At 61.2% G+C, this 15,490-nt stretch carries 11 protein-coding genes; 8 read left to right on the top strand and 3 right to left on the bottom strand.

Annotation, left to right across the window (positions count from 1 at the left end):
* The first annotated feature begins 170 nt into the window (after positions 1–170).
* The 3 genes from EOS_RS37575 (at position 171) to EOS_RS37565 (ending at position 1,887) form a co-directional block, all read left to right on the top strand.
* On the top strand, positions 171–710 hold the full coding sequence (locus tag EOS_RS37575; RefSeq protein ID WP_047897283.1) for a septation protein A: 540 nt from the start codon (positions 171–173) through the stop codon (positions 708–710).
* On the top strand, positions 707–1,030 hold the full coding sequence (locus EOS_RS37570) for a BolA family protein (protein WP_047897282.1): 324 nt from the start codon (positions 707–709) through the stop codon (positions 1,028–1,030). The genes EOS_RS37575 and EOS_RS37570 overlap by 4 nt, the downstream gene beginning before the upstream one ends.
* Before the next feature lie 74 nt (positions 1,031–1,104).
* Positions 1,105–1,887: a peptidylprolyl isomerase gene (locus tag EOS_RS37565; protein ID WP_047897281.1), complete on the top strand. Its 783-nt coding sequence runs from the start codon at positions 1,105–1,107 to the stop codon at positions 1,885–1,887.
* A 123-nt stretch (positions 1,888–2,010) separates the two neighbouring features.
* Here the strand turns inward: EOS_RS37565 and purL are convergent, their stop codons facing one another.
* Positions 2,011–6,069, bottom strand: a complete 4,059-nt coding sequence (gene purL, locus EOS_RS37560; RefSeq protein ID WP_047897280.1) for a phosphoribosylformylglycinamidine synthase — start codon at positions 6,067–6,069, stop codon at positions 2,011–2,013.
* A gap of 473 nt (positions 6,070–6,542) precedes the next feature.
* Here purL and EOS_RS37555 point away from each other — a divergent pair, with 473 nt between their 5' ends.
* From EOS_RS37555 to pgi, 3 genes are all read left to right on the top strand, one after another.
* Complete coding sequence (locus EOS_RS37555) at positions 6,543–7,847, top strand: FAD-dependent oxidoreductase (protein WP_047897279.1); 1,305 nt, start codon at positions 6,543–6,545, stop codon at positions 7,845–7,847.
* A 149-nt stretch (positions 7,848–7,996) separates the two neighbouring features.
* Positions 7,997–9,574, top strand: coding sequence for an NAD(P)H-hydrate dehydratase (locus tag EOS_RS37550; RefSeq protein ID WP_047897278.1), 1,578 nt, complete (start codon positions 7,997–7,999; stop codon positions 9,572–9,574).
* Positions 9,575–9,783: 209 nt separating this feature from the next.
* Entirely contained in the window at positions 9,784–11,409 is a 1,626-nt protein-coding gene (pgi, locus tag EOS_RS37545; RefSeq protein WP_047897277.1) for a glucose-6-phosphate isomerase, read from the top strand.
* A 52-nt stretch (positions 11,410–11,461) separates the two neighbouring features.
* Here pgi and EOS_RS37540 read toward each other — a convergent pair whose 3' ends face one another.
* A complete protein-coding gene (locus EOS_RS37540; protein WP_047897276.1) occupies positions 11,462–12,163 on the bottom strand; it encodes an ABC transporter ATP-binding protein in 702 nt (233 codons plus the stop codon).
* Here EOS_RS37540 and EOS_RS37535 point away from each other — a divergent pair.
* Positions 12,162–12,848 carry an arylesterase gene (locus EOS_RS37535; RefSeq protein ID WP_047897275.1) on the top strand — a complete coding sequence of 229 codons (687 nt, stop codon included), beginning with the start codon at positions 12,162–12,164 and terminating at the stop codon, positions 12,846–12,848. The two genes, EOS_RS37540 and EOS_RS37535, sit on opposite strands and share 2 nt — an antisense overlap.
* 176 nt (positions 12,849–13,024) lie before the next feature.
* Positions 13,025–13,366, top strand: coding sequence for a hypothetical protein (locus EOS_RS37530; RefSeq protein WP_047897274.1), 342 nt, complete (start codon positions 13,025–13,027; stop codon positions 13,364–13,366).
* A gap of 127 nt (positions 13,367–13,493) precedes the next feature.
* Here EOS_RS37530 and EOS_RS37525 read toward each other — a convergent pair whose 3' ends face one another.
* A complete protein-coding gene (locus tag EOS_RS37525; protein WP_047897273.1) occupies positions 13,494–15,422 on the bottom strand; it encodes a SurA N-terminal domain-containing protein in 1,929 nt (642 codons plus the stop codon).
* Positions 15,423–15,490: the final 68 nt, after the last annotated feature.

Genomic DNA, 15,490 nt, shown 5'->3' with positions numbered 1-15,490 from the left:
GGCATTGCCGCGGCAAGTCAACTCGCCGCGCGCTTTCAGATAAATGCGGCCTGACCTGCGGTTATCCACTCGCCAGGCGTCGTCGCGTGCCGGTCATGACCTGCGGTTGTGATTCGGTTACGCGCGATGCGTGCGCGCTTTCAAATCGATGCCCTCCTCGTCCCTACGACATGAAATTTCTGTTCGATCTGTTTCCGATCCTCCTCTTCTTCGTCGCATTCAAGATCTGGGGCATCTACACCGCGACTGCTGTCGCGATTGTCGCCACGCTCGTGCAGATTGCGTGGGTCGCGTTCCGGCATCGCAAAGTTGACCCTATGCTGTGGGTCAGCCTCGGTGTCGTGGTCGTGTTCGGCGGCGCCACGCTCGTGCTGCATAACGACACGTTCATCAAGTGGAAACCTACCGCGCTTTACTGGCTTTTCGCCGGCGCGCTGATCGTGTCGCAGGTCGGTTTCGGGAAGAACCTCATTGAAGCGATGATGGGTAAGCAGATCGTATTGCCGCATCGCGTGTGGGGTCAGTTGAATCTCGCGTGGGCCTTGTTCTTCGCCATCCTCGGCGTGGTCAACCTGTTCGTCGCCTTCAACTACACCACGGATCAATGGGTGAACTTCAAGCTGTTCGGCGCGACCGGGTGTTTGGTGGTGTTTATCGTCGCGCAGAGTTTGTGGCTCGCGAAGTACATGAAAGAGGATGAAGGGAAATGAGCAATCCCGGCTTTATCGAGAACTTCGTCAACGCGTCGGCTGAAGGCAAGATTGCCTATCTTGAAGCGCGGCTTAACGCGGCGCTGGATGCCGAGTCGGTTCATATCGACGACGACAGCGCGGCGCACGCCGGCCATGCCGGAGCCTCGGCGGGCAGCCACTATACGGTCACTATTGTGGCGGTCCGATTCGCCGGGAAGCCACGCGTGGCGCGGCACCGGCTGGTGTATGATGCGCTGGCCGACGAGCTGCGGCAGGGAATTCATGCACTTGCCATCAAGGCTTTTACACCCGAAGAATTCGCAGAACAGTTCGAGTGACCGAGTAACCGTCCCTCAGCTCAGTTGTGCTTTCAGCCAAGATTCCCAGCCCTCGTTCTGATCAGGAACTATTGATGATTTTTAAAAATCCCCGTATCTGGGTGCTGCTGGCCGCGTTCGCGGCGGCGCCTGTGTTTGCTCAGAACATTGCCGTGGTGAACGGCACGCCGATTCCTAAGTCCCGTGTGGATGCTCTCGTTGCGCAGCTCGTTCAGCAGGGTCAGCAGGACACGCCGCAATTGCAGGCGGCCGTGCGTCAAGAGCTGGTGAATCGCGAGATCCTGATGCAGGAAGCGATGCGACGCGGTATTGCGACGCGTCCTGACGTGAAGGCGCAGATTGCCGTGGCTCAGCAGACGGTGGTATTGCGGGCATTGATTGAAGATTTCGTGAAGACCAATGCGCCGACCGATGCTGAAATCAAGGCGCGTTACGACGATATGGTGAAACAAGCCGGTGGTGGCAAGGAATATCACCTGCACCATATCCTGGTAGCCGATGAAGCCCAGGCTAAGGACTTGATTGCGAAGATCAAGGCTGGCGCGAGCTTTGAAGATCTGGCGAAGCAGTATTCGAAGGATCCGGGATCGGGCAAGAATGGCGGTGATCTGGACTGGTCGAGCCCGCAGGCTTATGTGCCGGAGTTTGGTGCGGCTGCCGAGAAGCTGAAGAAGGGTGAGATGACGGATACGCCGGTGAAGACGCAGTTCGGCTGGCACATCATTCGGTTGGACGATATTCGCGATGTTGCGCCGCCTCCGCTTGAGCAAGTCAAGGATCAGATTGCGAAGCAGATTCAGCAGGAAAAGCTGCAGGCTTTTGAAGAAGGTTTGCAGAAAAAGGCTGTTATCAAGTAATTGTCGGCTTTTCGCCGATGTGAAAAAGCCCCGCCGGTTTGCGCCAGCGGGGCTTTTTCATTGCGCTTTCAGTTCCGTAGTTGGCGCCCTTGTTTGGTTTAGCCAAGGGCACCCGTTCCTTCTTTATCCCACCCAGCGCCGCGCGTTCTGGAACACACGCAACCACGGGCTCCCGTCCTCTGTCCATTCATCCGGCGTCCAGCTCATCTGCACGTTCCTGTGCACACGCTCCATATGCGGCATCAGCACCGTAAAGCGTCCATCAGGCGTTGTCACCGACGTAATCCCCTGCGGCGAGCCGTTCGGATTAAACGGATAACGCTCGGTAGCAGCGCCTTGGTTATCGACGAAACGCATGGCGACTAGAGCGTTCGCCGAATCGCCTTGCTGCGAGAAATCCGCAAAGCCTTCACCGTGTGCAACCGCGACCGGAATTCGCGAGCCATCCATCCCGGCGAAGAATATCGACGGGGAGCTTTGTACTTCAACCGATGAAAAGCGCGCCTCGAATTGCTCCGATTTGTTGCGCGTGAACTTCGGCCATGCATCGGCGCCGGGAATCATCGAAGCGAGGCTGCTCATCATCTGGCAACCGTTGCAAATACCCAGCGCAAAGGTATCCGCACGGCCAAAGAACTCGGCGAACATGTCAGCAAGCCGCGGATTGAAGCGGATGGTCTTCGCCCAGCCCTCGCCTGCGCCGAGCACGTCGCCGTAGGAGAAACCACCGCACGCCACCGCGCCCGCGAAGTCCGCCAACGTGACGCGGCCTTCCAGCAAGTCGCTCATGTGAACGTCGTGCGTATCGAAGCCCGACCGGTCGAACGCGTAAGCCGTTTCCAGATGCGAATTGACGCCCTGCTCGCGCAAGATCGCGACACGCGGACGCGCGCCTTTGCCAACGAATGGAGCCGACACATCCTGCGCCGGATCGAAAGTCAGAACCGGCGAAATGCCCGGATCTGCGGGGTCGAGCAACGCGTCGTATTCGGCATCGGCGCAGGCGGGGTTATCGCGTAGACGTGCGATGCGCCAGCTCACTTCGCTCCACGCACGCTGCAATTCATGGCGCGGCGCGTCGAAGATCTTCTTCGCGTCGCGATAAATTTCGATGGCATCACGCTCGTTCGGCTTGCCAATCACTTCGGAACACGCCGACAGCCCGTGTTCGCGCAACACCGCCAGCACAGCATCGCGATCGGCCAGAGGCACCTGGATCACGCCGCCCAACTCCTCGGCGAACAACGCGCGAATCGTCCGGTCCTCACGACGTCCGCTAGTCTGCTTCGCCCAGTCCTTGGCATCGCCGTAATCCGATTCGTGGTTGGGATCGAGTATCAGCATGTCCACATTCAGCGACACACCCACGTGCCCCGCGAACGCCATTTCGCAGACGGTCGCCCAGAGGCCGCCATCGGATCGGTCGTGGTACGCGAGCAATTTGCCTGAGGCGTTGAGCGACTGGATCGCGTTGAAGAAACGCTTCAGGTCCTCGGCGTCATCGACGTCAGGAACCGTATCGCCGATTTGCTGCGTCACTTGCGCCAGAATGCTGCCGCCGAGACGGTTCTTGCCGCGACCCAGATCGATGGAGATCAGCACAGTATCCGTGCCACGCTGCAACTGCGGCGTGAGCTGGCGGCGTACATCTTCAACCGGCGCGAACGCCGAGATGATCAGCGATACCGGCGACACCACTTCCTTCGCCGCGCCCGTGGCGTCCTGCCACTTGGTGCGCATCGACAGCGAATCCTTGCCGACAGGAATACTGATTCCGAGCGCCGGGCACAATTCCATGCCGATGGCCTTCACAGTGTCAAACAGCGCTGCGTCTTCGCCGGGACTGCCACATGCAGCCATCCAGTTAGCGGACAGCTTCAGCTTGTTCAACGATTCGATAGGCGCCGCCGCAATGTTCGTCACCGCTTCACCCACGGCCATGCGGCCGGACGCCGGTGCATCGATAACAGCCAACGGCGTGCGCTCGGCAATGGTCATCGCTTCGCCGCGGAAGCCAGCGTAGTCCATCGTGGTAATCGCGCAATCGGCGACGGGCACTTGCCACGGACCGACCATCTGATCACGCGCAGTCGTGCCGCCCACCGACCGATCACCAATCGTGATCAAGAACGATTTGCTCGCAACCGTCGGGTGCTTGAGCACGCTGACCGCGATCTCCGACAACACCATGCCGGTCACATCGACGGGTTCGAACTTCAAGACCTCGCGCTTCACATCGCGATGCATCTTTGGCGTCTTGCCGAGCAGGACCTCCATGGGCATATCGACGGGTTCGAGCTTTTCGTCCGTGCTCTTCAAGTCGTCGATCAACTGCAACTGGCGTTCTTCCGTCGCAACACCCACCACGGCTACCGGGCAGCGTTCACGCGTGCAGATGGCTTCGAAGGCCGGGAGGCTTTCCGGCGCAATCGCCAGAACGTAGCGCTCCTGCGCTTCGTTCGACCAGATTTCACGCGGCGACAAACCGGATTCTTCAAGCTGAACACGACGCAGTTCGAAACGCGCGCCCTTGTCCGCCCCATCGACCAGTTCAGGGAACGCATTCGACAACCCGCCCGCGCCCACGTCGTGGATGCTCAGAATCGGGTTCTCGGCGCCCAACTGCCAGCACGCGTTGATCACTTCCTGCGCGCGACGCTGGATTTCCGGGTTACCGCGCTGGACGGAATCGAAGTCGAGTTGTGCGGTGTTCGCGCCGGTGGCCATTGAACTCGCCGCACCGCCACCCATACCGATGCGCATGCCCGGACCGCCGATCTGGATCAGCAACGACCCCGCAGGCAAATCCATCTTGTGCGTGTGCTGATCCGAGATGTTGCCGATCCCGCCCGCGATCATGATCGGCTTGTGATAACCCCGCACGCGTCCGGCGGCGTTCTGCTCATAAGCGCGGAAATAGCCACCCAGATTGGGTCGGCCAAATTCGTTATTAAACGCAGCCGCGCCGATAGGACCATCGATCATGATCTGCAACGGCGATGCAATACGCTCCGGCCGTCCATACGGCTCGTGGGCATCGGAGGGATTACGCTGCGGCACCGGCACGGCGCTGTCGCGGGCGTTTTCCCACGGCTGGCGTGCATCGGGCAAGTCCAGGTTCGATACCGTGAACCCCGCTAAACCCGCTTTCGGACGCGCGCCGCGACCGGTTGCGCCTTCGTCGCGAATTTCGCCGCCCGAGCCCGTCGCGGCGCCCGCAAACGGCGAAATGGCGGTCGGGTGGTTATGCGTCTCGACCTTCATCAACGTGTGCGTCAATTCGGTGTGACGGCCGTAATGCTCGTTGGAACCACGCGGGAACCAGCGCTCGGCCGTGCCGCCTTCCATGATCGCCGAGTTATCCGAATACGCGACGATTGTGCCGGCGTGATTCAGCTTCTCGGTGTTGCGGATCATGTTGAAGAGCGAAATGTCCTGCGGCTCGCCGTCGATGGTCCACTGCCCGTTGAAAATCTTGTGGCGGCAATGTTCGCTGTTGGCCTGCGCGAACATCATCAGTTCGACGTCGGTTGGGTTGCGCTGCAACTGCTTGAACGAATCAACGAGATAGTCGATTTCGTCATCCGCGAGCGCCAGACCCAGTTCGGCGTTCGCCGTTTCCAGCGCGCCGCGGCCGTGGCCGAGGATATCGACAGCTTGCAACGGCTGGGCCGGCAGTTCGTCGAAGAGATGCAGCGCGTGGTCCCGCGACGGCGCCACGCTTTCGGTCATCCGGTCATGCAGTGCGGCGGCAACCGCCGTGCGCTCTTGCTCGTTCAGCGCCTTCTTGCCGCCAATACCGGTTCCGAGCAATCCGCCCTTCAGCAAAACCGTATATTCGATACCGCGCTCGATCCGGCGGACCTGCGTGAGGCCGCAGTGATGTGCAATATCGGTGGCCTTACTCGCCCACGGCGACACGGTGCCGAAACGCGGCACAACCATGAAGGTTTCGTGCGCGCCGCGTTCGGCTATTGCCTCAAACGGCGTGCCGTAGTGCATCAGCGCATGGATGCGGTTGCTGTCTTCATCGGAGAGCGGTTCGATCGAGTTCACGAAATGCAGATACTGGCCGCGCACGCCGACAATATTCGGGTCGATGCGCGTCAATGTTTCGAGCAGGCGGGTTTGACGGAAATCGGAGAGGGCCGAAGCGCCGGGGAAACACGAGAAGTGGGCCATTGTCACGGTGCTTAAATGACGTCTGAGACGCCGAGGCAGACGTCAAGACGAGCGACGTCGGAGCCGCTTGCGGCAGTGCCGCATTTGGCGGTGAGAAGACCCGGATTATAACCCGGAAGTGTCTCGAAAACGGACCCGCAGCCAAGCCGTGAAACGCCCCGAAGGGGATGCCCCGATCTCTCAAATGCCGCTGTAATGTTTTTGCGAAGGTGCTGCGATGCGCTTCAGAAGCCTTGCCACGCCTGGGTTTTCCGCTGCCGGATGGGGCTTCGGCTGGCCTGCGGCGGGCCTCTCGCCGTCCCGGCGGCGCGCGTTTGGCGCTATCATGGCGCGCTTTCCTCGACCGGCGTAGTCGTCGTTAAACGCCGGCTCGCTTCTCTCACGAGAATCCCGGCGAATCCCGGGCGCCCGGTCATGTTCGGGCGCCGGCTCGTGAACCAGTCTGGTCTTGCGCCTTCGGGCGAGAACGAATCATGGATGTCATCGTCATCGGCGGCGGAATCGCCGGCATCGCCACCGCGTATCAATTGCGTGCAAACGGGCACCGCGTCTGCGTGGTCGAGCGCCATGCCACTGTTGCGCAGGGCGCGACCTACGGTCATGGCGGCTCCGTGCTGCCCTCGCCGCTCGATGTGTGGTTCGGACCAACCTTCATGCAGACGCGCCGCGCAGCAAAAACCGGCGTCGTGTTCAAACCCGGCTTCAATTCCGATACCCGCGAGTTTGCGAAGCAACTTGCGCTGCTCAAGGATCCCGAGCGTTTCACGGAGCAATACGCGGCGTTGCGGCCGCTGGTGGAGATATCGCGCGATGTCATCGCAGATATCGACACGAAATACGCGCTCGATTACGAACAACGCACCGGCGTGCTGCACGTATTCCGCGATGAACGCGATCTCGAACTGGCGCAGTCGGCCATTGCGTTGCTGCAGCGCTTCGAGACGCCACACAAGATGCTGACACCCGACGAATGCGTGGCCGCCGAGCCGTCCATTCCCGACGATCCGCCGCTCGCCGGCGGGGTCTTGCTCGGCGATGCCCGCACCGCCAATTGCCCGTTGTTCACCAAGTTGCTGAAACAGGTGCTGGAAGACAGCGGCGTGCAGTTTCAGCTTGGCCGCGAAGTAACGGCCATCCGCGCCGATGCCCAGCGCGCCGCCGTGGAACTCGGACCGCGCGCGGGTGAAGTCGACGGCCGGGGCCGCAAGTCCCGCGATGTGGAACTGATCGGCGCCGATGCCATCGTGGTGGCGGCCGGTACCGGCACGCCAGCCTTGCTGGCCACTCTGGGAATCGCGTTGCCCTTGCATCCGCTGCGCCTGCACACGCTGACCGCGCCGATTGCTTACGAGGAACGCGCGCCGCACATCACGGTCGTCGATTCGGTGAAACGCATCACGATGACGCGGATCAACCAGCGCATGCGCGTGACGGGCGGCGCGGTACTGGAAAGCGTGGCCAAGGCGCACAAGCCGATGACCGAAAGCATGACGCGCCGCGCCTTGGCGCTGCTCGGCCAGGCGACACACGACTGGATTCCGGGAGCGGCGAAGGTATCGGCGGCGCGGGCGTGGGACGGCATCCGGCTGATCTCGCCCGATGGTTTGCCCGTGGTGAGTCCGAGCGCGCACGCCCGTCTGTTTGTCAACGCGGCGCATGGTCCGGCGGGCTGGGGCATCGCTTGCGGGGCCGCTAAAGTGATCGCGGCGATGGTCTCCGGGACCATGCCCGACGTACCCATGGAAACGCTGAGCGCGTTGCGGATGGACCGGTTCTAGGAGGGTTTGACGGGCATCGGGCACGATGTTGGGGTCGTAAGCGTCCTTAGCGGAAGCAAGGCGCTTTACAAATCCACGGCGTTCGACGCTTGCGGGCATTTGGGCGTGATAATTGCGGTGAGCTCACGCACTTCTCCTCCGCTGCCGCCATGACCGACGCTACCTCAAATACTCCCCCGCTGTATGTTGAGCCACGCGATCACGCGCTGGCACTCCTCACACTCGATGAACTCCGCTCGCTCGAACACCGCGCGGCGGCCGCCCTGCCCGCGAATACGCTAATGGCACGCGCCGGGGCTGCGGCGGCGCAATTCGTCGTCGATACGGACAGGCACGCTCCGCATCTCGCCGGGCTTCCCGTCTGGATCGTAGCCGGCCCCGGCAACAATGGCGGCGATGCGCTTGTGATGGCGGCGCGCCTGGAGCAAACGGGTATCGACGTGGAAGTCTGCCTGCCGGTGGAAGTCAAACCCGACGACGCCCGCTGGGCGCTGGCCGAAGCCAAAAAAGCCGGCGTGAAAATCACGACCGAACCGCCCCCTTTCTTCGATAACTTCGGCTGGCTCGTCGACGGCATGTTCGGCATTGGTCTCGGACGGCCGCTGGAAGGCGTATTCGCGGATCTTGCCGCGCGCCTGTCGCGGCGCTCGAAAGCGAGCGGCGGCGTGCTTGCGCTGGATATCGCGAGCGGCTTGTCGAGCGATACAGGCGAACCGGTCAGCCGCAGCGCCGACGGCCGTCCGCAAGCCGTGCGCGCCACACACACCATGACGTTTATCGGCGCGAAGCCGGGTCATTTCACCGGCGATGGCCGCGACCTGACGGGCAAGCTTTATATCGCCGATCTGGGCGTCAAGCCGCCGGTCGAACCGTCCATCGTGCTCAACGCGCCGTCGTTGTTCGGCACGCATTTACCACCTCGCGATTACGCGACCAACAAGGGCACGTTCGGCACGCTAGCCGTGCTCGGCGGCGACACCGGCATGTGCGGCGCACCGATTCTGGCGGCACGCATGGCGTTGTACGGGGGCGCGGGCAAGGTGAACGTGGCGTTCATCGGCACCGATTCGCCGCCTTACGACCCACCGCATCCCGAACTGATGCTCCACCACGTGGACCAGCTTTCCCTCGACAAAATGGACGCGCTCGCAGTGGGCTGCGGCATGGGCCAGAGCGAGCGCGCCAAGAAGGTTCTCGCCGATGTCCTCGCACTCCATGTCCCCAAGCTCTTCGATGCCGACGCGCTGAACCTGATTTCATCGGATGAAAAGCTGGCAGCCGGGGTGGCTGAACGGGGTGCTCGCGGCGATCCGTGCGTGTTGACGCCTCACCCGCTGGAAGCGGCACGGCTGCTCGGCTCCGATGTTAAAAAGGTGCAGGTGGACCGCATTTCGGCGGCGCGGCAGTTGGCGGCGCGTTACAGCGCGGTGACTGTGTTGAAAGGCACGGGCACGATCGTGGCGTCGCCGGATGGCCGTGTTTCGGTGAACCCCACCGGCAACGCAGCGCTCGCGACGGGCGGGACGGGCGACGTGCTCGGCGGCTTGATCGGCGCGTTTCTGGCGCAGCGGCTGCCCCCTTATGAAGCCGCGCTTGCAGGCGTTTATCTGCATGGGCTGGCTGCGGAGGTGCTGACTCAAGAGGGCCAGGGACCGGCGGGACTGACCGCGGGCGAGTTGGCGCCGAAGGTGCGCAGTTTGCTCAACCGGCTGTTCTACGCGGCGTGACCAGGCCGCGCGAGACATTCATTCGTGGCGCACGGAACCCCGGGCAGCATGCCTTTGCCGCCATGCAAGCATTCTTTCATCCATCGTGGCTATACTTGTTGACTCGCGCGTAAGCGGGTCGGGATGGAACATAATCAGACCCCGCGTGATGATGTGCGATTCGATGTGCGATTCGCATTTCCCCGCCACCCTCTGACAAACGGACCGTTATGACGCTCAATTCGCTCCCTGCCTGGCCGGCGCTCCAGACGCATTACGATGCCATCCGTGACGAGCGCCTGCGCGACTGGTTCGCGCCGCAAAACGACACAACGCCTTCCCGCGCCGAGCGCCTGACTTTTGACGGCGGCGGCATTTCCATCGATTTCTCGAAGAACCGCATCACCGAAGCCACGCTCAAGCTGCTCGTCGAACTCGCGCAGCAAGCAAAGGTCGCGGAAAAGCGCGACGCCGTGTTTGCCGGCGATATCGTCAACGTCACGGAGCATCGCGCGGTGCTGCACACGGCCCTGCGCGCAACCGACGACCACTCCCCGTTCCAGAAAGAAATCCGCGCTGAAAAAGCCAAGATGGCCGCGTTCGCGAACAAGGTGCGCGACGGCTCGTGGACCGGTTATACGGGCAAGCGGATCCGGCATGTGGTGAACATTGGTATTGGCGGCTCGGATCTCGGGCCGAAGATGGTCGTGCATGCATTGCAGCACCTCGCATTGCCGGGTCTGGACACGCATTTCGTCTCCAACGTCGATGGCGCCGATATCTACAACGTGCTCAAGGGCCTGAATGCCGAGGAGACGCTGGCTATCGTGGTATCGAAGACGTTCACCACGCTCGAAACCATGACAAATGCGCGCTCCATGCGCGAGTGGTTCTTGAAAAGCGGTTGCCCTGAAGAAGCGCTGTCGAAGCACTTCGTGGGGGTATCGGCGAATCCTGAGGAAGTGGTCAAGTTCGGTATCGCGAAGGAAAACGTCTTCGAGATGTGGGACTGGGTCGGCGGCCGTTACTCGCTATGGTCTACCGTCGGCTTGTCGATCGTGATCTCGGTCGGCCCGGAGAATTTCGAAAAGCTGCTGGCCGGCGCGCATGCAATGGACGAGCATTTCCGCACCGCGCCGTTCGAACGCAACCTGCCCGTGCTGATGGGCATGATCGGCATCTGGTATCGCGACTTCTTCGAGTCGCAAAGCGTGATGGTCGCGCCGTACTCGCAAGCCATGCGTTACCTGTCTTCGTATCTTCAGCAGTTGGAGATGGAGAGCAACGGCAAGTCGGCGCGGCTCGATGGCACCATGGTCGACTACCCGACCGCCGCCGTGATCTGGGGTGAGCCCGGCACGAACGGCCAGCACGCGTTTTATCAGATGCTGCATCAAGGTCCGACGCTGATTCCGATCGACTTCATCGCGGTGTTGACGCCGGAGCATCCGCTTATCGATCATCACGCCAAGCTGCTCGCCAATTGCTTCGCGCAAAGCGAAGCGCTGATGCTCGGACGCACGCTGGAAGAAGCGAAGAAGGTTGCGGGACCGGGCAAGGAAGAACTCGCGACGCACCTGAGCTTCCCCGGCAATCGCCCGACGACCACGATCATTCTCGATGCCCTCACGCCGGAGACGCTCGGCGCAGTTATCGCGCTCTACGAGCACAAGGTGCTGGTGCAAGGCGCAGTGTGGGACATCAACTCGTTCGATCAGTGGGGCGTGGAGCTGGGCAAGATTCTCGGCAAGGTGGTTGAAGCCGATATCACCAGCGAGAAGGCTGATCCCGCCAAGCACGATTCGTCGACGTCGGCATTGATCGCGCGTGCGCAGGCTGCATTGAAGAGTCTGTAAGCGCTGCTGTCGAGTTGCGGGCGTCTTCGCATGAGAAGACGCCCGCAACCCACTACACGTTCAAGCCGTTCACGAGACGCCCGGCTTCTATCGTCACCGTCGCGTCGCATCGCTCGGCGAGTTCAGCATCGTGCGTAACGAGGATCAGCGTTGCCCCATTGCGCCGGTTCATCTCGAACATCAGGTCGATGATCGCGTAACCCGTTGCTGCGTCCAGACTGCCTGTGGGTTCATCGGCGAAAAGCACCGCCGGATGCGTGACAAATGCACGCGCGAGCGCGACACGTTGTTGTTCGCCGCCGGACAGCAGCTTGGGATAGTGCGCCGTGCGTTGACCAAGACCGACCTGTTCGAGCAGGTCCCGTGCACGCGTCGCGATCTCCTTATGCGGCACGTCGCCGCGCAATTCGAGCGGCAGCATCACATTTTCCAGCGCGGTCAGATGCGGCATCAACTGGAACGACTGAAATACGAATCCCACCGAGCCGCTCCGCAATGCCGCGCGCTCGTCTTCGTTGAGCGTGCCCAGGTCGCGCCCGAGCAGGCGAACCGAGCCGCCGGTGGCGCTGTCCAAACCGGCGAGCAGACCGAGCAGCGTCGACTTGCCCGAGCCCGACGCGCCGACGATGGCGACACTGCTGCCCTTTTCGATCGACAGGTCGATCTGATCGAGGATGATCAATTCGCCCGTCGCGTCCTTCACCCGCTTGCTTAAACCCCGTACTTCAATGACTGGTTCGATATTGTTTTGCATGGAGAGACTTAAGGTGAACTGGACAACCCGCGCCACGCTGGCCTTGCTTGTATGCACGTGCGCTACGCGTGTCCTTGCTGCGGACACAACGACTAACGCGGCCGCAGTGGCGGCCACGGCCGGCAACCCGTCGATCGTGGTCCTCGGCGACAGCATTTCCGCGGAATACGGCCTGCCGCGCGATACAGGCTGGGTAGCGTTGCTGCGCACGAAGCTGACGCAGGAGCACTTCGATTATAGCGTCGCCAATTCAAGCATCAGCGGCGACACCACCAGCGGCGGCCTCGCCCGCCTGCCCGCCGCGCTCAACCGGCTCAAGCCGAAGATTGTCATTGTGGAACTCGGCGCCAACGACGCGCTGCGCGGCGTGCCGCTTACAACGACCGAAGCGAACTTGCGGAGCATTGTCGAGAAATCCCAGGCGATCAACGCGACAGTCGTACTCGTCGGCATGTACGTTCCGCCTAATTATGGCCTCGACTACTCGCAAAAGTTTCACGGCGTCTATGAACAATTAGCGAAAGAAAAACACGTGCCGCTGGTCCCGTTCTTACTGGCGGGTATTGAAAACAAGCCGGAAATGTTCCAGGCCGACCAGATTCATCCGACCCCTCAGGCCCAGCCTTTGCTATTGAACAACGTCTGGCCAGTTTTAAGACCTTTGCTGGGCGCGCCATCGAAATGACCGGGGGACCTCACTATTGAAGCAATTCAATGATATCGCCCCGGCTTGAATCCTGTCAGCGCGCCGCCCGGTTGGCTTTCAGCCATGCGCGGAATAGGGCCACGATTCAGTATCAAGACTTTCGCGTAACCCTGAAAAACCCCGGCTCCGCTGTGAGCGCATTGAAAGGAGGTAACGTGAAATATTTACCAGTTCTCGCTTTGACCGTTGCGATGTCGGCTTGCGCCGCGCCCATGTCCCCTGGCGTCAGCCAGGTTGGCACGAGCCAGCAACCACCGAAAGCCGTCGCACAATGTATCGCGCAGAAATGGGCCGATAAATCACAGCAACAAGTCATTTCGCAGGACACACTCGCGAACGACATGGCAACCGATGTCTATGTTCCGGGTCAGCAACCGCCGAACGGCGCTGCCGCCGTCGTACGCCCCAACTATTCGGGTCCGGGCTCATGGGTCGGTTTCCGCGCTGCGGGCGCGGCCGGCAGCGACACCACCGGCGACATCCAGGCTTGCCTCTGACCTTTCAGGTCTTCTTTCAACCCTTCCATCGAGCGCCTTCGATTTGAAGAAGCCCGATATGAAAAAACCCCGCTGGTTTGCGCCAGCGGGGTTTTTTATGGATGTCGCAAAGCTTAGATCACGAGGATCATTGCGTCTGATCGGCCGTGGTCGGCACGTTCGTGATCTTCACCTTCGAGCGTTCCTTCAATGCGTCGAGATACGACTCCATCTCGGCCTGCGCGTACACCTGCGCTACTTGCTGTTGCGCCCCGGTCAGACGATCCGCGGTCACCGGCTCAGGCTTTTCGACACCATTCACACGATAGATAGCGTATCCGTCAGCACCCAGATCGACGCCCACATAGGTTGGCAACTTCGATGAATCCGCCTTGAAGATTGCTGCGAGCGCGGCGGGCGGCATGCCCTGCGCGTCGTTACGCGATACCTTCGATACCGACGAAAAACCCGTAGTCGCTTTCGACTTCTGCAGTTCGGCCAGCTTGGCTTCGCCGTCCTTGCGCGCAGCTTGTGCCGCTTGTTCTGCCACGACCTTGGTACGTACCGCGTCCTTGATCGCATCGAGTGCGGGGATTGCTGCCGGCTTGTAGTCCGTCACACGGCCTGCAATCAGCGTGCTGCTGCCGACGTCGATAGCCTGCGTGTTGTTGTGCTGCTTCACGGAGTCGGGCGCAAATACGGCAGCCAGGAACTTCGGATTGTTCAGCGGGCTATCGGGCGGCAGCTTCGGATCGGGCTTCGATCCAATGGTCGCGGTCTGGACTTGCAGCTTGTATTTATCGGCGGCGGGTTGCAGCGACTTCGATTGTTCGTACACCGTCGAGGTGAACCCTTCCGCGTCGTCAGCCAGATTTTTCGCCGCTTGCTGCGCGACGACGTCTCTCGTGATCGTGTCCTTCACTTCGTCGAGCGACTGCGTGACAGACGGCTTCACGTCAGTTGCTTCGATGATGTGATAGCCGAAATCGGTTTGCACGACCAAGCTGATTTCACCCTTCTTGAGGCCGAATGCGGCGTCGTCGAATGCCTGGCCGCCTGCGATCATGCCGCGGCTGAAATAACCGAGGTCACCGCCCTTCGACGCCGATCCCGGGTCCTGCGAATCTTTCTGCGCGATCTGCGCGAACTGGTCCGGATGCGCCTTGACCTGCGCGAGCAGCGTTTCGGCTTGTTGTTTGGCCTTGGCTTTGTCAGCGGCGCTTGCGTCTTTCGGCGCCGTGATCAGGATGTGGCTCACGCGGACTTGCGCCTGCGTCTTGAAACGCGCGATGTTGTCGTCATAATACTTCTTCAAGTCGGCGTCGGACGGCTTAACCGCTGCCGACAACGTAGCCGGCGACATCACCAGGTATTGAATCGTCGCCGACTCAGGTGTCGCGAACTCGGTACGATGCGCGTCGTAATACGACTTCAGTTGCGCGTCGGTGGGCTGGATCTTCGCTGTGTAATCGACGGTGCGGAACGCGAGACCTTGTACGTCACGGCGTTGCTCGGCGATCTCGGTCAGGCTTTGCGCCAGCGTCTTCGACGTGAAGGCGGTGGCCTGGATGCTGCCTGGAATCTGTTGGGAAGCGAGGCCATAACGCACGCGTTCGTCGTATTGCTCAGGCGTCATGCCCTGCATGGCGAGCAATTGTTTGTACTGTTCCACGTCGATGGAACCATCGGGCTTGCGCAGCGAAGCGATGGTCGGGTCGGCCAGCAATGCGCGGCGCACGGCTTCGTCGGAGGCGGTCAGATGGAGCCGCTGGGTTTCGTCGGCGAGCACGCGCTGCTGCACCAGGCTGTCGATCAGCGAGGCGCGCATTTCCGGCGTTTCGAACATCTTCGGGTCGAACTGGGCGCCGAGCATTTGCCGCGCGCGATCGACTTGCTGGCGCATTGCGCCGTCAAATTCGACACGCGTGATCTTGTGGCCGTTGACGCTGGCGACATTGGCGTTTTCGTCGAAGAAACTGCTGAAGCCCTGGATACCCACAATTCCCAATCCCGGCACGACGATCAGGATCAACAGGGCCATCATCAGGCGTTGGTGATTACGGAAAAAGTCGAGCATGCGTGACGATTCTGCCTAATACGAAACGCCCGATGTTACAGCAGCGGGCAATAAAAAAGGCGAACCGG

The sequence above is a fragment of the Caballeronia mineralivorans PML1(12) genome, from assembly GCF_001028175.1.
In the GTDB taxonomy this organism is placed as follows: domain Bacteria; phylum Pseudomonadota; class Gammaproteobacteria; order Burkholderiales; family Burkholderiaceae; genus Caballeronia; species Caballeronia mineralivorans.
This window is presented reverse-complemented; position numbering and strand designations above follow the sequence as displayed.